19 protein-coding genes and 1 tRNA gene are annotated in these 18,529 nt (G+C 63.0%); 15 read left to right on the plus strand and 5 right to left on the minus strand.

Going from position 1 to position 18,529, the window contains the following annotated elements; all coding sequences use genetic code 11:
• Positions 1-2 precede the first annotated feature (2 nt).
• From NKK47_RS00575 to recQ, 5 genes are all read left to right on the plus strand, one after another.
• Complete coding sequence (locus tag NKK47_RS00575; RefSeq protein WP_352574619.1) at positions 3-779, plus strand: FadR/GntR family transcriptional regulator; 777 nt, start codon at positions 3-5, stop codon at positions 777-779.
• A gap of 28 nt (positions 780-807) precedes the next feature.
• Complete coding sequence (gene kduI, locus NKK47_RS00580; protein ID WP_352574621.1) at positions 808-1,665, plus strand: 5-dehydro-4-deoxy-D-glucuronate isomerase; 858 nt, start codon at positions 808-810, stop codon at positions 1,663-1,665.
• A complete protein-coding gene (gene kduD, locus NKK47_RS00585) occupies positions 1,662-2,429 on the plus strand; it encodes a 2-dehydro-3-deoxy-D-gluconate 5-dehydrogenase KduD (RefSeq protein ID WP_352574622.1) in 768 nt (255 codons plus the stop codon). The genes kduI and kduD overlap by 4 nt, the downstream gene beginning before the upstream one ends.
• Before the next feature lie 24 nt (positions 2,430-2,453).
• The gene (locus NKK47_RS00590) at positions 2,454-2,792 is read left to right on the plus strand and encodes a cupin domain-containing protein (RefSeq protein WP_352574624.1); all 339 of its coding nucleotides are present in this window, start codon (positions 2,454-2,456) and stop codon (positions 2,790-2,792) included.
• Positions 2,793-3,154: 362 nt separating this feature from the next.
• On the plus strand, positions 3,155-4,993 hold the full coding sequence (gene recQ, locus NKK47_RS00595) for a DNA helicase RecQ (RefSeq protein WP_352574626.1): 1,839 nt from the start codon (positions 3,155-3,157) through the stop codon (positions 4,991-4,993).
• A gap of 45 nt (positions 4,994-5,038) precedes the next feature.
• Here the strand turns inward: recQ and NKK47_RS00600 are convergent, their stop codons facing one another.
• Positions 5,039-6,172, minus strand: a complete 1,134-nt coding sequence (locus NKK47_RS00600; RefSeq protein WP_352574628.1) for a DUF1186 domain-containing protein — start codon at positions 6,170-6,172, stop codon at positions 5,039-5,041.
• 6 nt (positions 6,173-6,178) lie between these two features.
• Between NKK47_RS00600 and NKK47_RS00605 the strand changes: the two genes are divergently transcribed.
• Positions 6,179-7,327, plus strand: coding sequence for a hypothetical protein (locus NKK47_RS00605; RefSeq protein ID WP_352574629.1), 1,149 nt, complete (start codon positions 6,179-6,181; stop codon positions 7,325-7,327).
• On the opposite strand, the gene NKK47_RS00610 is transcribed toward NKK47_RS00605, so the two are convergent.
• The gene (locus NKK47_RS00610) at positions 7,324-7,542 is read right to left on the minus strand and encodes a hypothetical protein (RefSeq protein WP_352450887.1); all 219 of its coding nucleotides are present in this window, start codon (positions 7,540-7,542) and stop codon (positions 7,324-7,326) included. The genes NKK47_RS00605 and NKK47_RS00610 overlap by 4 nt on opposite strands.
• A 210-nt stretch (positions 7,543-7,752) precedes the next feature.
• A complete protein-coding gene (locus NKK47_RS00615; protein ID WP_352574631.1) occupies positions 7,753-8,670 on the minus strand; it encodes an alpha/beta fold hydrolase in 918 nt (305 codons plus the stop codon).
• 724 nt (positions 8,671-9,394) lie between these two features.
• Here NKK47_RS00615 and NKK47_RS00620 point away from each other — a divergent pair.
• Positions 9,395-9,991 (plus strand): TetR/AcrR family transcriptional regulator, encoded by a 597-nt coding sequence (locus NKK47_RS00620; RefSeq protein WP_352574633.1) that lies wholly within the window; start codon positions 9,395-9,397, stop codon positions 9,989-9,991.
• A gap of 77 nt (positions 9,992-10,068) precedes the next feature.
• A complete protein-coding gene (locus NKK47_RS00625) occupies positions 10,069-10,644 on the plus strand; it encodes a DUF308 domain-containing protein (protein ID WP_352574635.1) in 576 nt (191 codons plus the stop codon).
• 76 nt (positions 10,645-10,720) lie between these two features.
• Here the strand turns inward: NKK47_RS00625 and NKK47_RS00630 are convergent.
• Positions 10,721-10,810 (minus strand) — tRNA-Ser (locus tag NKK47_RS00630).
• A 337-nt stretch (positions 10,811-11,147) separates the two neighbouring features.
• On the opposite strand from NKK47_RS00630, the gene NKK47_RS00635 reads away from it, so the two are divergent.
• The 3 genes from NKK47_RS00635 to NKK47_RS00645 all read left to right on the plus strand — a co-directional run bounded on the left by NKK47_RS00635 (position 11,148) and on the right by NKK47_RS00645 (position 12,926).
• Positions 11,148-11,855, plus strand: coding sequence for a 50S ribosomal protein L21 (locus tag NKK47_RS00635; RefSeq protein ID WP_352450883.1), 708 nt, complete (start codon positions 11,148-11,150; stop codon positions 11,853-11,855).
• A 98-nt stretch (positions 11,856-11,953) separates the two neighbouring features.
• Positions 11,954-12,223 (plus strand): 50S ribosomal protein L27, encoded by a 270-nt coding sequence (rpmA, locus tag NKK47_RS00640; RefSeq protein WP_023678077.1) that lies wholly within the window; start codon positions 11,954-11,956, stop codon positions 12,221-12,223.
• Positions 12,224-12,338: 115 nt separating this feature from the next.
• On the plus strand, positions 12,339-12,926 hold the full coding sequence (locus NKK47_RS00645; protein ID WP_352471260.1) for a GNAT family N-acetyltransferase: 588 nt from the start codon (positions 12,339-12,341) through the stop codon (positions 12,924-12,926).
• Positions 12,927-12,936: 10 nt separating this feature from the next.
• Here the strand turns inward: NKK47_RS00645 and NKK47_RS00650 are convergent, their stop codons facing one another.
• Positions 12,937-13,806, minus strand: coding sequence for an endonuclease/exonuclease/phosphatase family protein (locus NKK47_RS00650; protein WP_352574637.1), 870 nt, complete (start codon positions 13,804-13,806; stop codon positions 12,937-12,939).
• Positions 13,807-13,976: 170 nt separating this feature from the next.
• Here NKK47_RS00650 and obgE point away from each other — a divergent pair, with 170 nt between their 5' ends.
• The 4 genes from obgE to NKK47_RS00670 all read left to right on the plus strand — a co-directional run bounded on the left by obgE (position 13,977) and on the right by NKK47_RS00670 (position 18,382).
• Positions 13,977-15,008: a GTPase ObgE gene (gene obgE / locus NKK47_RS00655; RefSeq protein WP_352450880.1), complete on the plus strand. Its 1,032-nt coding sequence runs from the start codon at positions 13,977-13,979 to the stop codon at positions 15,006-15,008.
• Positions 15,009-15,010: 2 nt separating this feature from the next.
• On the plus strand, positions 15,011-16,165 hold the full coding sequence (gene proB / locus NKK47_RS00660; RefSeq protein ID WP_352574639.1) for a glutamate 5-kinase: 1,155 nt from the start codon (positions 15,011-15,013) through the stop codon (positions 16,163-16,165).
• Positions 16,166-16,178: 13 nt separating this feature from the next.
• The gene (locus NKK47_RS00665; RefSeq protein WP_352574641.1) at positions 16,179-17,465 is read left to right on the plus strand and encodes a glutamate-5-semialdehyde dehydrogenase; all 1,287 of its coding nucleotides are present in this window, start codon (positions 16,179-16,181) and stop codon (positions 17,463-17,465) included.
• A 329-nt stretch (positions 17,466-17,794) separates the two neighbouring features.
• Positions 17,795-18,382, plus strand: coding sequence for a nicotinate-nucleotide adenylyltransferase (locus tag NKK47_RS00670; RefSeq protein ID WP_031212055.1), 588 nt, complete (start codon positions 17,795-17,797; stop codon positions 18,380-18,382).
• The last annotated feature ends 147 nt before the right edge of the window (positions 18,383-18,529 follow it).

Genomic DNA, 18,529 nt, shown 5'->3' on the forward strand with positions numbered 1-18,529 from the left:
ACATGGCATCGGACACTGCCGTCGGGCTCCGCGTCGAACGAAGACCGAAGCTTTCGGAAACCGTCGTCGCGGCGATCCGCAAGCAGCTGCAGGCGGGCGAGATCCAGCCTGGGCAAAAGCTGCCGACCGAGGGCCAGCTGACTGAAACCTTCGGGGTCAGCCGCACCGTAATACGCGAGGCGCTGGCCAAGCTTGCCGCGGACGGCCTGGTCGAGCCGCGCCAAGGCGCCGGCGTTTTCGTCACCGAGCATATCTCGACAGCGTTCGGTGCTCTGACAGCGGAGATGGGCAGCAAGGATTCGATTGCCCTCAACGTGCTCGAAGTCAGGTTGGCGATCGAGATCGAATCCGCCGGGCTCGCCGCCATCCGGCGCAACGCCGCGCAGGAAGCGGCAATCCAGGAAGCCTTCTTCGAGTTCGAACGGCTGCTCCTCAACAGCGAGCCGACTGGACCGGCCGACCTTGCCTTCCACCGCGCAATCGCCAGCGCCACCAACAATCCGTTCTATGTCGAGATGCTCGACGTGCTCGGCCGGCGCGCCATTCCTTGCGATGTGACCTCGCCCTGGTCGACCGAGTTCGCACAGTCCGACGCCTACCAGCGCGGCCTGCAGCGCGAACACCTGATGATCCTCAACGCCATCTCGGCAGGCGATGCCGAAGCGGCGCGGGAGGCGATGCGCGCGCATCTCGGTGCCAGCCAGCAGCGCTATCGCGAGCGCCTGCACGCGCGCCAGATTTTTTATGCCGACTCGGTCAAGGCCGCGGCAACTGAATAAGCAATTGAGGCAGCCCCATGGGACAGCAATGAATCACACCGACAATCATACGGATTTCACCTCCCGCTTCGCCATCGATCCTGTTTCTGCCGCAGCCATGGGAACGGACGAGCTGCGACACAATTTCCTGATCGAGGACTTGTTCCAGCCCGGCCGCATCGGCCTGACCTACACCCATTACGACCGCATGATCGTCGGCGGCGCCGTGCCCGCCGGCGCACCGCTGCCGCTGCAGGCGATCAAGCCGACCGGGACCAAGAATTTTCTCGACCGCCGTGAGATGATCATCGTCAACATCGCCGGTGCAGGCGTCGTCAAAACTGGCGGCCAATCCTACGAGCTGCAGGCGCGCGACATGCTCTATCTCGGCATGGGCACGGATGAGGTATCGTTCGCTGCGACCAATCCGGCAGCGCCGGCTAAGTTCTACCTGCTCAGCGCGCCGGCGCATCAGGGCCACCCCAACCGGCTGATCCGCATCGGCGATGCCAAGCGGCTCGATCTCGGTAGCCAGGCAACCTCCAACGAGCGCTCGATCTTCCAGTTCATTCATGCCGATGGGGTAAAGACCTGTCAGCTTGTCGTCGGCATGACGCAGCTTGCCCCCGGTTCCGTCTGGAACACCATGCCATGCCATGTGCATGACCGGCGCATGGAGGCCTATCTCTATTTCGACCTGCCGGAGGCGGCGCGGGTGGTTCACCTCATGGGCGAGCCGGACGAAACGCGCCATCTCGTCATGCGCAACGAGGAGGCGGTGCTGTCGCCGGGATGGTCGATCCATTCGGGCGCCGGCACCTCCAACTACGCCTTCATCTGGGCGATGGCCGGCGATAATGTCGACTATACCGATGTCGACCTGGTGGCGATGGAGGAGCTCAAGTGAGCGATCTCTCGGCCTTCAGCCTTGCCGGCAAGCGCATCCTCGTCACCGGCGCCAATACCGGCATCGGCCAGGGCATCGCCGTGTCGATCGCCCGCGCAGGCGGCGCGGTCGTCGGCGTCGGCCGGTCGGCGATGGACGAGACGGCGGAGAAGATTGCGGCTGTCGGCGGCCGCTTCGAGGCGGTCCGCTGCGACCTTGGTGATGATGCAGCTGCCCAGGCGATGCTTGACCGCGTCTGGGACGGCACCGGACCGCTCGATGGCCTGGTCAACAATGCGGGCATCATCCGGCGTGCCGATGCGGTCGACCTGACCGAAGCCGACTGGGATGACGTCTTGGGCGTCAATCTGAAGACGGTGTTCTTCCTCAGCCAGAGTTTTGCCAGGCGCGTGCTTGCCGAATCTGGACGGCGTGGCAAGATCGTCAACATCGCTTCGGTGCTGAGCTTTCAGGGCGGCATTCGCGTCGCCTCCTACACCGCCTCCAAACACGGCGTGCTCGGCATCACCCGCCTGCTGGCATGTGAATGGGCGGCAAAGGGCATCAATGTCAACGGCATTGCGCCGGGCTATATCGAGACCAACAACACCGAGGCGCTGCGCACCGATCCCGACCGCAGCGCTTCGATCCTGGCGCGCATTCCGGCCGGCCGCTGGGGCGCGCCGGAAGACATCGGCGACGCAGCCGTCTTCCTGCTGGCGCCAGCGTCCAACTACATGCACGGCGCGGTGGTGCCGGTGGACGGCGGCTGGCTGGCACGATGAACAACAAAAGGTGAGAGTTTGGCGATGACCGGAACCAAAATCTTCTCGCATGCCGGCGAGGCTGCGTGGACGCCGACGCCGGATGGCAACCGCAGGCGCGTGCTCCTGCACACGGATGAGCTGATGATGGTCGAATTCGGTTTCGACAAGGGTGGCGTCGGCGCGCTGCACTCGCACCCGCACGTCCAGGCGAGCTATGTCGCCGAAGGCCGCTTCGAAGTCACCATCGACGGCAGGACCGAAATCCTGGAAGCCGGAAGCAGCTTCATCGTCCCGTCCAACCTTGTCCATGGCGTCAAGGCGCTGGAGGCGGGACGGCTGGTCGACAGCTTTACGCCGCACCGCGCCGATTTCCTCGACTGAGCTGCGGGCCTGAAGATCAGGTAGCCGGTTCTCGGAACAAAAAACCCGCGCCTCCGGAGAGACGCGGGCGTGTTGCCTGGGCGCTTGTGGCGCCGCGGTACTCAAAACATCACCGCAGAACCTGAACCTGCCAAATGATGGTGAAGATAGGATTAACCGCTCCGAAGCGGTGCGATATTCACAGCCAAGGCGAATAGGGGCTGGAACGACGGCCTCATATCGGCCAATGAGAGAGAAGTTCGCCTCAGGCGGTGCCGCGGACAGGACCAGAGGGGTCGATAAATGTTCGAATCTGCTGTCCAGGCAATCACCTGGCGATTCGCCGCGGCATTTCGGCAGGTCGTATCCCCGAAAGTTCTGTAATGCAGGTAGCAGCGAGCATCCCTGCAGAGGATTCCAAACGGCGCGTCCTCAGGGATGTATTCGGCTTCGATGATTTTCGTCTCGGCCAGGCGGCCGTGATGGAGGCGCTGCTGGCCGGGCATCATGTGCTGGCCGTCATGCCGACCGGCGCCGGCAAATCGCTCTGCTACCAGGTCCCGGCGCTGGTGCTGGGCGGGCTCACCATTGTCGTTTCGCCGCTGGTGGCCCTGATGCAGGATCAGGTCGCCGCATTGCGCCTTGCCGGCGTGGCGGCCGATACGATCAATTCGTCGCTCGACCGCGATGCCAATGTCGCTGCATGGCGCCGTGTCGCGGCAGGCCAGACGCGCCTGCTCTATCTTGCACCGGAGCGGCTAATGACGGTGCGAATGCTCGAGGCGTTGACCAAGCTCGATGTCCGGCTGATCGCCATCGACGAGGCACATTGCATCTCCCAATGGGGACCGGCGTTCCGGCGCGAATACGAAGAATTGTCGAGACTACGTGATATCTTCCCGAAAGTGCCGATCATTGCGTTGACGGCGACGGCGGACGAGACGACGCGCACCGACATTGCCGCGCAACTGTTCGACGGGCGCGTCGATACCGTGGTGCTCGGCTTCGACCGGCCGAACATCAAACTAGGCATCGAGCCCAAGCAGGACAGCAAGCGCCAACTGCTCGGCTTCGTGCAGCGCCATGCGGGCCGCAGCGGGATCGTCTATTGCCTGTCACGCAAAAAGACCGAAGAGATGGCGGCGTTCCTCGAGCGGAACGGCGTACGCGCGCTGGCCTATCATGCCGGCATGAGCAAGGACGCGCGTGAAGCGAATCAAAACGCTTTCATGACCTTGTCCGGCGTGGTGATGGTGGCGACCATCGCCTTCGGCATGGGGATCGACAAGCCGGACGTCGCCTATGTCTTCCACACCGACCTGCCGGGCAGCTTGGAGGCCTATTATCAGGAAATCGGGCGGGCGGGCCGCGACGGGCGGGCGGCCGAGGCACATATGCTGTTCGGTCTCGGCGATATACGCATGCGCCGGCTTTTCATCGAAGACGAGGATGCGCCGGCTGAGCACAAAAGGCGCGCGCATGGCCGGCTCGAAACGCTGATCGGTTATTGCGAGACGACGCAGTGCCGGCGTCAGATCCTGCTTGGCTATTTCGGCGAAAACGCCTCGCCTTGCGGCAATTGCGACAACTGCCTTGATCAGGCGCCGCATGCGGATGGCGAGGCGGAGGCGCGGATCATCCTGGCGGCGATCGCACAGACCGGCGAGCGCTTCGGCGTCGCCCATGTCGTCGATGTCCTGCTCGGCCATGAGACCGAGAAGGTCCTGGACAGGAACCACCACAGGCTTGCCAGCTTCGGCACCGGTGTCGCGCATAAAAGGAGTTTCTTGCTGTCGCTGCTCCGCCAACTCGTCGCGGGAGGGTTCCTGACATTGGACTCAGCCGGCCATGGCGGCCTCGCCATTGCCGAGAAGGGCCGTGCGCTGGCTCGGGGCGAGGCCTCATTCCGGTATCGCGTGGACGCGCGCCAGTCATCGCGAGGCAAGATACGCAACATACAGGATACCGCAGCAGGCACGGAAGGTCTGGATTCGGTGCTGCTGGCCGCGCTCAAGGCTGTACGGCTGCGTCTTGCCCGGGAACGCCAGGTGCCGGCCTTCGTGATCTTTTCGGATCGTACACTGATCGATATGGCCGAACGCTGCCCGCGTGATCTGGACGCCTTCGCCGCGGTCAACGGCGTCGGCGCCGCCAAGCTCAAGGATTTCGGCGAGATATTCCTCGGCGCGATCGCTGCGCATCAATCCGGTGTGTCGGCGTGAGGGTAGCCAAAAATCAAACTCGCAATTGCGCGACACTGTAACAGGTTAGTTTGCCAGGCAGCATTTCTTTGCTTTCTTGCCGCTTCCACAGGGACACGGATCATTGCGTCCGACATGGCGCCAAGGATTTGTGACCGGCGCTGTCAATCTCGATAACTCGTCGAGCCAAGTTTGTTCCGGCAAGGGCGATTGCCAATCTTCCTCGCCAAAATACTCAAGGTGGCTGGTCCATTCCAACGCTTCAAGCACGTCGTCGATATAGCCGAAAGCGGCGCGCTCGAATCGATCGATGTCGTTTGGGCTTTGCTCGGCGGCCAGGAGATCGTCTTCGAAATCGCGGCGGTCGATTACCCCTTCGGGGATGCGGCCGTCGTTCCATGCGCTGTGAACAAGTGACGCCAGATCGCGCAAGCCAAGCAGGGCGATCGCCCCCAGCCAGGCGATCCAGGCGAAATCGTCGTCATCGGCCAGCCTCTCGGTGTGGAACCGCTCGAGAAAATCTCGCATTCGGTCACGCTCGATGCGGCCTTCCCAGGTCAGGAAGGTCGCTGCGCCCAAAACTGCATCGCGGACGAATTCATCGACGGAGCGGTCGCTGATCAAGCTGAACAAAGCGTCGGCGTCGCCATCAAATACGCCGGCGACGATACGCGCCATGCTCTCGGTCACCACGTCGCCGAGCAGGTCATCGAGGTCGCGTCCCGGCCGGCGCAGCAGGCGCAACAAGGGCCCGAACGTTCTAGTGTCGCGAGCGCCGCCCAGAATGTAGATGCCTCGCAAGAGCAGCATCTGATCATCCCGCGACAGAGCCTCTCCTTCGGCCGCTCTTGTGACGACGGCACGCAGCGCGGGAGCCGATTCTTCAATCCTCGCTATGCAGTGAATGATTGCGACATCCGGCAATTGCTGCTCGTTTGCCACGGCATGTAGTTGATCTTCTATCGGACCGAGATCGAAGCCGGGCTTGCCCCGGCCAAGGACGGAGTCCAGTTCTTCCTTCTTCATGGCATCCTCGCTGCCGTTCGCGCTTGCCAAATCTACGACAGGCCGGCTGCCTTTCAACAGTTCATCCGCACAAACGGCAAATTCCTGTGCAGAAAGTGCCAGACGGGGCGAGTTCGATCTCGACACAGCTCTATCCTGAACTGACCTGTGGGACGAGGATCGGCCAGCAGCCAAGCAAGCATGAGCGAATATCAATACTACGAGTTTCGGGCGGTCGACCGCCCACTCAGCGAAGCGGATCGCCGGGACTTGCGCGATGTGTCGACGCGGGCGCGGATTACGGCCACGAGCTTCACGAATTTCTACGAGTGGGGCGACTTCAAAGGCGATCCGGTCGCGTTGATGCGGCGTTGGTTCGATCTTCATCTCTATTTGGCGAATTGGGGCACCCACCGGCTGATGATCCGGTTTCCAGCGCGATTAATCGACCGGCAGCGTCTCGAGGGATTCCTGCATGCGGTCGATTGCCTCGAGATCAGCACGTCCGGCGAGAACCTGATCGTCGATATCCTGTGCGAAGAACTGGAACCTGCGGACGATTGGGATAATTGGGACGACGACTCGCACTGGCTCGAAGCACTGGCGCCGCTGCGCGCCGACGTGCTCGGCGGCGATCTGAGGCTTTTCTACCTGCTGTGGCTGAAGGCGGCCGAGATCGGTTCCGTCAAGCCGGACGAGGCGGAGCCTTTGCCGGGGATCGGCCCGATGACGCCCGCGCTCGACGCTTTCGCGCGCTTCTTTCAGCTCGACGCCGACCTCGTCGCTGCGGCGGCCGAGCGTCCCGCCGGCACGACAATGGAATTGTCGCCGGATATGGTCCGGCGTTCAGTCGGCGCCTTGTCCGATCATGAAAAGACGACGCTGCTCGTTCGTCTCGTCGACGGCGATCGGCATGTTGAAAACGAGCTTCGGGCGTTCGTCCGGAATCGCTCGATGTTGAAAGTCTCTGTTGGAAGCCCCATGGCCACTGTTCCCCGCTCGGCCGGCGAACTGCGAGCCCGTGCCGAGGCGATCCGTCAGGCCCGCGAGCGCGCGCAGGAGGAGCAACGAGAGGCTGAAAGAAAACGGCAGGCGGCGGAAGAGGCGCGCGCCCGCCGTATTCGGCTCGATGCGCTCTCGCGGCGCGGCGAAAGCGTCTGGCGTGAGGTGGAGAGCGAGATCGAACGCCGCAACCCTCCCGGCTACGATGAGGCCGCCAGCCTTCTGCTCGACCTCAAGGCAATCGCCGAGGAATGTGGCACGACCCACGATTTTGCTCGCAGGCTGCAGGCGATCCGCGATCGGCATATCCATAAGAGGCGTTTTATCGAACGGCTAAGAGACGATTAGCACCGGCTTCGTCTCGCCGCGGCAATCGCAGCCTCCTGCTGCCGCAAGCGCTCGATCTTCGCACTCTGGCGAGCAGCCACGGTCGAGGCGACACGCTGCCCTCCCAACAGCCAGCCCGGAATGTTGGTGTGGACGACTTTGCCACGAGCGATGGCTGTCGCCGACATTTCGTCGGCGACCGCGCCTATCGCCACGTTGAGCTCGACGCAACTCATCTTGTCGTATTTCGCAGCATCAAAGGATGCCGGCAAAGGCGATGCGCAACTTCCGACAAACATGAGGCTGCATATCAGAGGCGTGGCCGTGGAGATCGCCTTCATTCCCTTATCAAGCACGTTGATGCCGGACGGGCGGATTTTCGGAGGGTTCTCGATTTAGGGCCGCGAAGCGCTCGCGAGGTTCCGCGTAACTGAAGCATGTGACCTCTACAATACTCTGTGCTGACCGACCTGTTTGTCTTCAAAGAATTCCGAGAGAGCCGCTGCCGTCTTGTCGGGGTGCTCTTCCGGGAAAAAGTGCCCGCCTTGGACAGCGCGTCCTGCCACTCTGTCGGCCCATTTCCTCCAGATGGCCAGCGGCCCGCCTTCTTGCGCATACCAGTTCTCCAGGGCGCCTTCGCCACTCCATAGCGCCAGTAGCGGACAGTCGATGCGACGACCGTTTGCGTGGTCCAACGCGTCATGTTCACGATCGATCGTCGCAGCGGCGCGATACTCTTCGCAGATGGCATGAATATGCGCGGGATCGCGAAGCGCATCAACATAGGCGTTCCTGACCTCTTTGGAGACCATTTTCGCTGACGATCCCCACTGCGTTATTGCATCGTCGACGACAGCATCGGGAGCCGCGCCGATCAGACGCTCCGGTAGGGGCTCCGGCTGGGCAAGAAGGTTCCAGGGCCAGAAGCCAAGCGCCAGTCTGGCATCCGCCCGATCCCATGTTGCGGCGGTGGGGATGATGTCGAGGACGGCGATTTTGAGCACTTTGTCGGGATGGTCCAGCGCCAGGCGATAGGCAACCCGCCCGCCACGATCATGCCCGGCAACCATGAACCGCTCAAAACCCACTTGCTTCATGGCCTGAACCATGTCGCCGGCCATGGCGCGTTTGGCGTATGGGCTATGATCGGCAGAGGAAATCGGACATCCGCTTTGCCCATAGCCTCGAAGGTCGGCGGCGACCACCGTGAAGCGGAGCGCCAAGGCTGCGGCGATATCCCTCCACATCAGATGCGTTTCTGGAAAACCGTGAAGAAGCAGCAGCGGCGGACCGGTGCCTCCGACCCTTGCGAAAATCGTCGTATCGTCCAGTCGTAGGCTGGTGGCTCTGAAACCTGCAAACACCGTCAGCCTCCTCCGCGCCCTTAGGAAAGCTCCCTAAGGGCGCTAACGGCCGCCTGGGGCGAAAACCCCGGCCGCGATGGCCAGGGTTCAAGCCGGCCAGTTGCTAGAATCGAAACCAGACCCAAACGCGCCTGCGGAAGCACCGCCTGCGCCGATAGCCATTTCGCCAGTAAACGCGACAGACCCTTCTCCAAGCGCGCCGGCGGCGCCGGCGCGGCCGGTGCCACCGGCGATGATAGACTGGTTGCAACTCTGCTTGAGTTTCGTCGTCGTCGAAGGTCTCGACATCCGGCGCCTCGAGTTCATCGAGAATGCCGCTTCTGGCAGTTGGAACGCCGGCCACTGCGTTGATTGGCCGAACTGTGCTTGCAAGGGCCGCGGCCCCGGCAATGCCAAACATTCCTGTCAAAAATAGCCGCCGATCCATGGAAACCTCCCAGTCTTCAACCAGCGATAGAACAAGCTAACGATGGGGAGATAGCGCAGTCGGTGCAAACGCCTAGTGCCGCACGGCGATTAGCGGTGGTCCGGTCGGCCGGAGGGTGTTGCCTCGTCCTCGAAGTGGGATGGCTACCTCGATCGACAAACACCCGGAGCTTTCTGAATGGATGGCGGGCCGAAAACAATGAAGATCGAATGACGTCTACGCCATAGCCACGCAATTTCACGCTACTCGCGGTGCAAGGAGGCTTGACTGCCATCCTACCAGAAGGTAGGTAAAAGCATGAGCAACTTGTCTACCACCTCTGATGCCATCCTGGCTTGTGCACGTTCACTGATCGTCGCTGGCGGCTATAACGGTTTCAGTTATGCCGACATTGCTGAAGTGGTCGGGATCCGTAAGGCGAGCATCCATCACCATTTCCCAAGCAAGGTCGATCTGGTTCGGACGCTGGTTGCGCGGTATCGCGAAGAAACTGAAGCGGGGATGACAAATGTCGAACTTCACGAATCCGATCCGCTCGAACAGTTGCGGATCTATGCCGGGTATTGGGAAGCTTGCATCGCGAACGCCAGCGCCCCGTTTTGTATCTGCGCGCTGTTGGCAAGCGAGCTCCCCGTGCTGCCCGAGGAAGTTGGCCTTGAGGTCCGGGCGCATTTCCGCTCGCTGTCGGCTTGGCTGACGTCCGTGATGGAGCGCGGTGCGCGGCACGGCCAATTTCGACTGATGAGTACCCCTCGTGCCGAGGCTGAAGCGTTCATGGCGACCGTTCACGGCGCGATGCTTTCAGCACGGGCCTATGGCGATCCGAAGGCATTCGCCGTCGTGACGGGCCCGCTCCTGGAGCGGCTCCGCGCTTCCCCCCGGATGCGGGCCTAGATCTCAACTAACCATAATAGCAATCACTCTGCGACGTTCGTCGAGAGTCCCTACCTACTAGTCGAAAGGACAATCCAATGACGGTTCACAGTGGCGATCTTTCCCGCGCCAGCCAGGAACAATGGCTCAAGCTTTATTTCTTCGCTCGGACGGCGTTCTCGGCTGTCTGGGTGGCGGCTGCCTTTACGGTGGGACAGCATTCCGGGGTGGTCGCGGCGGTTTTGCTCGTGGCTTATCCTGCATGGGATGCCCTGGCCAATTTTGTCGACGCATCGCGCAGCGGAGGATTGGGACAGAATCGCACCCAGACCATCAACGTCGTGGTCAGTGTGGCGACAACGCTCGCGGTCGTTTTTGCGCTGAAGATGAGCATGAATTGGGTGCTCGGGGTGTTCGGCCTATGGGCGATCCTGTCCGGCCTGCTTCAACTCGGCACCGCTGTCCGCCGTTGGAAGAGCTCTGGTGCGCAGTGGGCGATGGTCCTGAGCGGAGGGCAATCAGCACTGGCAGGCACGTTTTTCATCGCGCAGGCGCGGATGCCGATGCCGCCATCCATCACCAACGTGGCCGGCTATGCCGCAGTAGGCGCCCTCTACTTCCTGGTTTCGGCGGTGTGGCTGAGCGTGAGCCAATTGCGGCGGAAGGCTGCATAGGCCCGCGATCTTAAGCCATTGCCGGCGCGATGAGAGATGCTGTTACCTATGGGTCCGGAATGGACACATTCCGAAGTGGCGGAGAGGGAGGGATTCGAACCCCCGATGGGCTTGCACCCATGCCGCATTTCGAGTGCGGTGCATTCGACCACTCTGCCACCTCTCCGCGGTCATGGTCCGCCGTTGCCGGCGCGGCGCACTAGATAACGACTGGACAGGCAGGTTACAAGGGCCAATCTGCCCCGGCACCGCAGCTTCTGTCCGTGCTTCCTTGAGGCTCCGGTGGCCGTTGCTCGATATTTGCAAGGACTGGGCTCAACCCGTTCGCAGCTTGCCCGCGGCGCTTGCCTTGACTCAAGCCGAACCTTCGGTTAGGGACAGCGCGCAATCGGCGTGGAGGGATCTTCCGCGCCGCTTGTTTTTTGAACCCGCAGACTGACAAAAAGACGGCCGAACCGCCTGTGGCGGTTCATCAAGGCCGACCGAACAGCGAAAGGCAAAAAATGTTCGCAGTCATCAAAACGGGCGGCAAGCAGTATCGCGTTGCCGCCAACGATCTCCTGAAGATCGAAAAACTCGAAGCCAATGTCGGCGACATCGTCGAGATCGGTAATGTGCTCGCGCATGGCGAAGGCGAAAACGTCACGTTCGGCGCGCCGTTCGTGGATGGTGCGATGGTCACCGCCGAAGTCGTCGAGCAAGGCAAGAACCGCACCGTCATCGCCTTCAAGAAGCGCCGCCGGCAGAATTCGCGCCGCAAGATCGGCCATCGCCAGCTTTTGACCACCGTCAGGATTGCCGAAATCCTGCTGGGTGGCGCCAAGCCGGCGAAGAAGGCCGCCGCCAAGACCGAAGCGAAGGCCGAAGTTGCAGCCAAGACCGAGGCGAAGGCTGAAGCCGCGCCGAAGGCAGCAGCGAAGGCAGAGGCTGCGCCGAAGAAGGAAGCCAAAGCCGAGACGACCGAGGACAAGGCTGCCGAAGCCGCCGCGCCGTTGTTCAAGGCGCCGAAGGGCGAGCCGGACGACCTGACCGTGATCAAGGGCATCGGCCCGGTCGCCGCCGGCCAGCTCAACGAACAGGGCATCACCACCTTTGCCCAGATCGCCAAGCTGTCCGACAAGGACGTCGCCAAGATCGACGAGCACATGCCGTTCAGCGCCGACCAGATCAAGGACTGGCGCGAGCAGGCCAAGGAATTGGCGAAGAAGTAGAACGAACCGGCGCAATCGGCGCCGGATCGGACTTGAAACGGAACGCGAACGCGTTCATAAGATCGTTTAGGCGCCTCGCGGCGCATCGGAGTAGTTAGATGGCACACAAGAAAGCTGGCGGATCGTCGCGCAATGGTCGCGACTCCCATTCCAAGCGGCTCGGCGTGAAGAAGTTCGGTGGCGAAGCCGTGATTCCGGGCAACATCATCATTCGTCAGCGTGGCACGACGTGGCATCCCGGCACCAATGTCGGCATTGGCACGGACCACACGCTGTTTGCGCTCGAAGCTGGCGCAGTCACCTTCAACAAAAAAGCCAATGGCCGAACCTACGTATCGGTGAACCCGATGACGAAGGCAGCGGAGTAGCCGGTTCCGCACGAGAACACCGGCACCCATCTCGGGACCGGTGTCTGGCCAAGCCAGGAAATGGATCAGGGGAGATGGGTTTCCATCTCCCTTTTTTCTTGCCTGGAGGACTGACATGGTTGCCGAAGCGGAAGCGACAGACGACGAAAGTTACACGATAGATTGCCCGGTGCTCGCGACCGAGCGGCTGGTCATGCGTGCCCCGCGTGAAAGCGACATCGAGCAATTGGTGGCGCTCGCCGACAACCGCCATGTCGCGGAAATGCTGGCTCGCATGCCGCATCCCTATGGCGAGGCGGAGGCACGCGCTTTCCTGGCCATGACGGCATCGCGCCGGGCCGGAATCGCCTATGCGTTGACGCTGGCCGGCACCGAGACCTTCGTCGGCTGTGCCGGGCTCAACACTACGGATCGTGGGCTGGAGCTCGGCTACTGGATCGGCGAGCCGTACTGGAAACGCGGCTACGCGACGGAAGCAGCGCACGCACTGGTCGATCTTGCCTTCCAGAGAACCACGATCCAGGTGCTGCACGCCTCGACCCGGGTTATCAATCCGGCCTCGCGCCGGGTCATCCACAAATGCGGCTTCCAGTATGCCGGCCAGGGCATGCTGAACTCGATCGTTGCCGGTCAGGTGCCGGTCGAGCGCTACCGCCTCGATCGCAAGACCTGGACCAGCCTGCGGAACTGGGTGCATTTTTGATGGATGCGGCTCACGTCATCTCGAGCCAGACCGGCAAGTGGTCCGAACCGGCCGCTTGCCGGTCGACCCACAGGCGCCTCAGCGATTTGGCAAGCGAGGCGCTGGTGAAGACGTAGTCGATGCGCTTGTAGCGGCTGGTATCGCCCGGCCGCTTGGGGTCGACCCAGGTGACGAGATCGGCGCCGGCGGCGCCGAGGCGCGTGGCGGCATCGACGGCGAGGTCAGCGGTCACCGGCATGCCGAATTCATGGTCAGCCTGGCCGGCGAGTTCGACATGTTCCGGCGATCCGGCCAGCATGTTGAAGTCGCCCATGACGACGAAGGCTTCGGGACAAGGCAGGTCCGGCAAGCCGATCTCGGCGACGCCGGAGAGCCCGCCGCCCTCGAGCGGGTATTTCAACAGGCGCTGGCGCAGAAAGCGGATCTGGCTCAGCCGTTCAACCGGGCTGCGGTGGTCGAGATGGGTGGAATAGAAGCGGATCGGACCAAGCGGCGTTTCGATCAGCGCCTCCAGCGCGCCGCGCTGGAAGTTCATCGCCTCGACACTGCGGCTGCGCGGCAAAAGGAGATTGCGCGACAGATGGATCGGCGTCCTCGACAGCACCATGTTGCCGAGCTGGAAGGTGGTCGTGATGGCACGGCCGTTCTCCAGGCGCGAGCCGGCGTCGGCCTCGAAATTGCTGCCGTAGACGACGAAATAGTCGGGCAGCGCCTCGCCGAGCTCGGCCACCATGTCGCGGCCGCCATTCTTCGGGTTGGCGCGGGTGACCTCCTGCAGCGCGATCACGTCGGCGCCGCGCACGGCATCGGCGATACGGCCGACATCATAGCGGGCGTCGAGGCCGACGCCGTAGTGGATATTGTAAGTTACCAGCTTCATTCCGACATCTCGCGCTTGGAAGCCGAGGATCGATTTTCGGCAAGGGTCAACCAAATGGTACGCGTCCAGAGCTACGCGCGACGTTACAGTAGCAAAAACGGCCCTCGCCCTTCGACCCGCCTTGGTTTAGAGCAATCCCGCAAAGCCAATAGCAGAAACCATACAATCCGATGAAATTTCTCGATCAAGCCAAGGTCTACATCCGCTCCGGCGACGGCGGCGCCGGTTCGGTGTCGTTCCGGCGCGAAAAGTTCATCGAGTTCGGCGGCCCGGACGGCGGCGACGGCGGTCGCGGCGGCGATGTATGGGTCGAGGCGGTCGATGGGCTGAACACGCTGATCGACTATCGTTACCAGCAGCATTTCAAGGCCAAGACCGGGACGCACGGCATGGGCCGCAACATGACCGGCGCCAAGGGTGCCGACGTAACGCTGAAAGTGCCGGCCGGAACACAGGTCTTTGCCGAGGACAATGAGACGCTTATCTGCGATCTGACGGTCGTCGGCCAGCGCTTTCTGTTGGCCAAGGGCGGCAATGGCGGTTTCGGCAACCAGCACTTCAAGACCTCGACCAACCAGGCGCCGCGCCGCGCCAATCCCGGACTGCCGGGCGAAGAGCTCAACATCTGGCTCAGGCTGAAGCTGATCGCCGATGCCGGCCTTGTCGGGCTGCCCAACGCCGGCAAGTCGACCTTCCTGGCGGCGGTCACCGCGGCCAAGCCGAAGATCGCCGACTATCCCTTCACCACGCTGCATCCGGGCCTTGGCGTGGCCCGCATCGACGGTCGCGAATTCGTCATTGCCGATATTCCGGGCCTGATCGAAGGCGCGCATGAAGGTGTCGGCATCGGCGACCGCTTCCTTGGCCATGTCGAGCGCACGCGTGTCCTTCTGCATCTTGTCTCGGCGCAGGAAGAAAATCCGGCCAATGCCTACAAGACCGTGCGTGCCGAGCTCGAAGCCTACGGCAATGGGCTGACCGACAAGGTCGAAATCGTCGCGCTTTCCCAGGTCGACATACTCGATGCCGACGCACGCAAGAAAAAGACCGCCTCGCTGAAACGTGCCGCCGGCCGCGCGCCGATGCTGCTTTCGGCGGTCACCGGCGAAGGCGTCGAGGCGGTGTTGCGCGCGCTGATCGCTGTGGTGGCCGATGCACGCGAGGCTGTCGCTGCGCCGGTCGAGACGCGCTGGAACACATAGCCATGGCCGCGCAATCGCTGAAAAATTATCGGCGCATTGCCGTCAAGATCGGCTCGGCGCTGCTTGTCGACCGCACGACGGGCCTGAAGCGCGACTGGCTGGCCTCGCTTGCGGACGACATCGCCGTGCTGGCCAATGGCGGCGCCGAAATTCTCGTCGTGTCTTCGGGCGCGATTGCACTTGGCCGCACCATTCTCGGCCTCGGCAAGCGGGCGCTGAAGCTCGAGGAGAGTCAGGCGGCGGCCGCCGTCGGGCAAATCGCGCTGGCCGGCGCCTGGTCGGATGCGCTCGGCAAGAATGGCTTGAAATCGGGCCAGATCCTGCTGACGCTCGGCGACACCGAAGAGCGCCGCCGCTATCTCAACGCGCGGGCGACGATTTCGACACTGCTCAAGATGAAGGCGGTGCCGGTCATCAACGAGAACGATACGGTGGCCACCTCCGAAATCCGCTATGGCGACAACGACCGGCTGGCGGCGCGCGTCGCCACCATGATGGGCGCCGACCTTTTGGTGCTGCTCTCCGACGTTGACGGGCTCTACACGGCACCGCCGGCGCGTGACCCGCAAGCTCGATTCATTCAGGTCGTCGACCGCATCACCCCCGACATCGAAGCGATGGCGGGTGCCCCTGCTTCGGAATTGTCGCGCGGCGGCATGCGCACCAAGCTCGACGCCGGCAAGATCGCGACCGCCGCCGGCACCGCCATGATCATCACATCGGGCACGCGGCTGTCGCCGCTGCTGGCAATCGAGCGCGGCGAGCGTGCCACCTTCTTCCGGCCGAGCGCCAATCCGGTCAAGGGCTACAAGACCTGGATCGCCGGGCAGCTCGAACCGGCCGGCCGGCTGACCGTCGATGCCGGCGCCATCGGCGCGCTGCTCTCCGGCAAGTCGCTGCTGCCGGCCGGGGTCAAACTGGTCAGCGGCAATTTTGCGCGTGGCGACACGGTGGCGATCCTGTCGCCCGAGGGCCGCGAGATCGCGCGCGGGCTGGTTGCCTATGATGCCGCTGATGCCGTAAGGATCGCTGGCCTGAAGACGGCCGAGATCGAAACCGTGCTCGGCTGCGAGGCGCGTTCGGCGATGATCCACCGCGACGATCTTGTGGTGAGCCATGCCGGTGGCGAGCAAGTAGTCGGTGACCAGGTTACATAGCGGAGGATGAGCCATGCTGACGCTGCATGAAAAATCCCGGGATGATACCGTGGCGCTGATGGCCGATATCGGCCGCCGCGCGCGTGCCGCGGCCCGCCCGCTGGCCATAGCTGCGGCCGAGCGCAAGCACGCGGCGCTGATCGGCATGGCTCAGGCGATCCTTCGGCATGAGCAGGACATCCTCGACGCCAATGCCATCGACATCAGAAATGGCAGGGAGGCTGGCCTATCGGCAGCGTCGATGGATCGGCTGAAGCTCGATCCCGCCCGCATCCGCGCCATGGCAGACGGTATCAGCGAGATCGCCGGGTTACGCGATCCGGTCGGCGATGTCATTGCCGCATGGGACCGGCCGAACGGGTTGCATATCGAACGGGTGCGCACGCCGCTCGGCGTCGTCGGCGTCATCTATGAGAGCCGGCCTAACGTGACCGCCGATGCCGGCGCGCTCTGCCTCAAGGCGGGCAATCCGGTGATCCTGCGCGGCGGCTCGGATTCGGCGAATTCTTCCGCCGCTATCCATGCCTGCCTGGTCGAGGGGCTGAAGGCAGCCGGGCTGCCGGAGGATGCCATACAATTGGTGCCGACCACCGATCGCGCCGCCGTCGGCGAAATGCTGAAAGGACTTTCCGGCAATCTCGAGGTCATCATTCCGCGCGGCGGCCGCAGCCTGGTCGAGCGTGTGCAGAACGAGGCACGGGTGCCGGTCTTCGCGCATCTCGAGGGCATCTGCCATCTCTATATCGACCGATCGGCCGATCTCGACATGGCGGTCAAGATCGCGGTCAATGCCAAGATGCGGCGCACCGGGGTGTGCGGTGCTGCCGAGACGCTGCTGGTCGACCGTGCCGCCGCCGGCACGCACCTGGTGCCGATCCTCGAGGCCTTGCGGGCGGCAGGCTGCGAGATCCATGCCGATGCCGAGGCGCTGAGGCTTTATGCCGATGCCCAGCCCGCGACCGATGCAGACTGGGTGACCGAGTATCTCGATGCCATCATTGCGGTGAAGCTGGTCGACGGCATTGGCGGCGCCATCGAGCATATCGAGACGTTTTCCTCGCATCACACCGAGGCGATCATCGCCGAGGACGCCACAGCGGTCGACCGGTTCTTCAACGAGGTCGATTCGGCGATTCTTCTGCACAACGCCTCGACCCAGTTTGCCGATGGCGGTGAGTTCGGCATGGGCGCCGAGATCGGCATCGCCACCGGCAAGATGCATGCACGCGGGCCGGTCGGCGTCGAGCAACTGACCTCGTTCAAATATCGCGTGCGCGGGTCGGGACAGGTGAGGCCTTGAAACTGTTCTCAGTCAGAGCCTGAGACGTGCGCCCAGCCACCCCCCTCTGTCCTGCCGGACCCGGCCCTTCGCTGTCGCTCCGGGCGTTCGTCGTTCGGAAAGCCAAGCAATTGGCTTTCCGTCCGCTACGCGGACCACGCCTCACCCCCCTCAGGGGGGGAGATTGGCTGTCATTTCTGATTTCGCCAATCGGCGGCGTTGCAAGATTTGCGCCTGCGATGAAGCTGACAATCTCCCCCCTTGAGGGGGAGACGCCCGGCGCGGCAGAGGGGGGTGCTTGACGCATGCTTGCCTTGTCCGAACATGCCATATCCTCCCGCTATCTCAAGATGCCGCATGCCGGGAAAGGCGTGGCGGTCGGGCTGTTCGGCGGTTCGTTCAACCCGCCGCATGCCGGCCATGCGCTGGTCGCCGAGATCGCACTCAGACGCCTTGCGCTCGATCAGCTGTGGTGGATGGTGACGCCCGGCAATCCGCTCAAGAATGCCGGAGACCTGGCGCCGCTGGCCGAGCGGCTGCAGCTATCCGAAAAGATCGCGAAGAACCCGAAGATCAAGGTCACCGCATTCGAGGCGGCCCACCGCGTCCGCTTCACCGCCGACACGCTGGCGCTGGTCAAGGCGCGTAACCCGGGCGTCGATTTTGTCTGGATCATGGGCGCCGACTCGCTTCGCGACTTCCACCGCTGGCAGCGCTGGCGCCGCATCGTGATGACGTTTCCGATCGCGGTGGTCGACCGGCCAGGTGCGACGCTGTCGTTCCTGTCGTCGGTGGTCGCCAAGACCTTCGACTATGCCCGCGTCGACGAAGGCGACGCACCGCGGCTCGCCCGCATGACGGCGCCGGCCTGGACCTTCATCCACGGCCCGCGTTCGTCGCTGTCGTCGAGCGCGATCCGCAAGGTGGCAAAGGGATAGGAGTCTCCTTTTCCCCCTGTGGGTCCCCTTGTGGGAGAAGGTGGCCGAGCGAAGCTCGGTCGGATGAGGGTTGCTGGAATGATCGCTATCTTGAAGAACTAAGCACTTAAAATCCCTCGGTCTTTTTACGCTGCATTTCTTCCAGCA

The sequence above is a fragment of the Mesorhizobium sp. M0019 genome (genome assembly GCF_040323975.1).
Taxonomy (GTDB): Bacteria; Pseudomonadota; Alphaproteobacteria; order Rhizobiales; family Rhizobiaceae; genus Mesorhizobium.

Coding starts and splice junctions, on each gene's coding strand:
- NKK47_RS00575 (WP_352574619.1), top strand. CDS start 3: ATGGCATCGGACACTGCCGTCGGGCTCCGCGTCGAACGAAGACCGAAG.
- kduI (WP_352574621.1), top strand. CDS start 808: ATGAATCACACCGACAATCATACGGATTTCACCTCCCGCTTCGCCATC.
- NKK47_RS00590 (WP_352574624.1), top strand. CDS start 2,454: ATGACCGGAACCAAAATCTTCTCGCATGCCGGCGAGGCTGCGTGGACG.
- recQ (WP_352574626.1), top strand. CDS start 3,155: ATGCAGGTAGCAGCGAGCATCCCTGCAGAGGATTCCAAACGGCGCGTC.
- NKK47_RS00605 (WP_352574629.1), top strand. CDS start 6,179: ATGAGCGAATATCAATACTACGAGTTTCGGGCGGTCGACCGCCCACTC.
- NKK47_RS00610 (WP_352450887.1), bottom strand. CDS start 7,542: ATGAGTTGCGTCGAGCTCAACGTGGCGATAGGCGCGGTCGCCGACGAA.
- NKK47_RS00620 (WP_352574633.1), top strand. CDS start 9,395: ATGAGCAACTTGTCTACCACCTCTGATGCCATCCTGGCTTGTGCACGT.
- NKK47_RS00625 (WP_352574635.1), top strand. CDS start 10,069: ATGACGGTTCACAGTGGCGATCTTTCCCGCGCCAGCCAGGAACAATGG.
- NKK47_RS00635 (WP_352450883.1), top strand. CDS start 11,148: ATGTTCGCAGTCATCAAAACGGGCGGCAAGCAGTATCGCGTTGCCGCC.
- rpmA (WP_023678077.1), top strand. CDS start 11,954: ATGGCACACAAGAAAGCTGGCGGATCGTCGCGCAATGGTCGCGACTCC.
- NKK47_RS00645 (WP_352471260.1), top strand. CDS start 12,339: ATGGTTGCCGAAGCGGAAGCGACAGACGACGAAAGTTACACGATAGAT.
- NKK47_RS00650 (WP_352574637.1), bottom strand. CDS start 13,806: ATGAAGCTGGTAACTTACAATATCCACTACGGCGTCGGCCTCGACGCC.
- obgE (WP_352450880.1), top strand. CDS start 13,977: ATGAAATTTCTCGATCAAGCCAAGGTCTACATCCGCTCCGGCGACGGC.
- proB (WP_352574639.1), top strand. CDS start 15,011: ATGGCCGCGCAATCGCTGAAAAATTATCGGCGCATTGCCGTCAAGATC.
- NKK47_RS00665 (WP_352574641.1), top strand. CDS start 16,179: ATGCTGACGCTGCATGAAAAATCCCGGGATGATACCGTGGCGCTGATG.
- NKK47_RS00670 (WP_031212055.1), top strand. CDS start 17,795: ATGCCGCATGCCGGGAAAGGCGTGGCGGTCGGGCTGTTCGGCGGTTCG.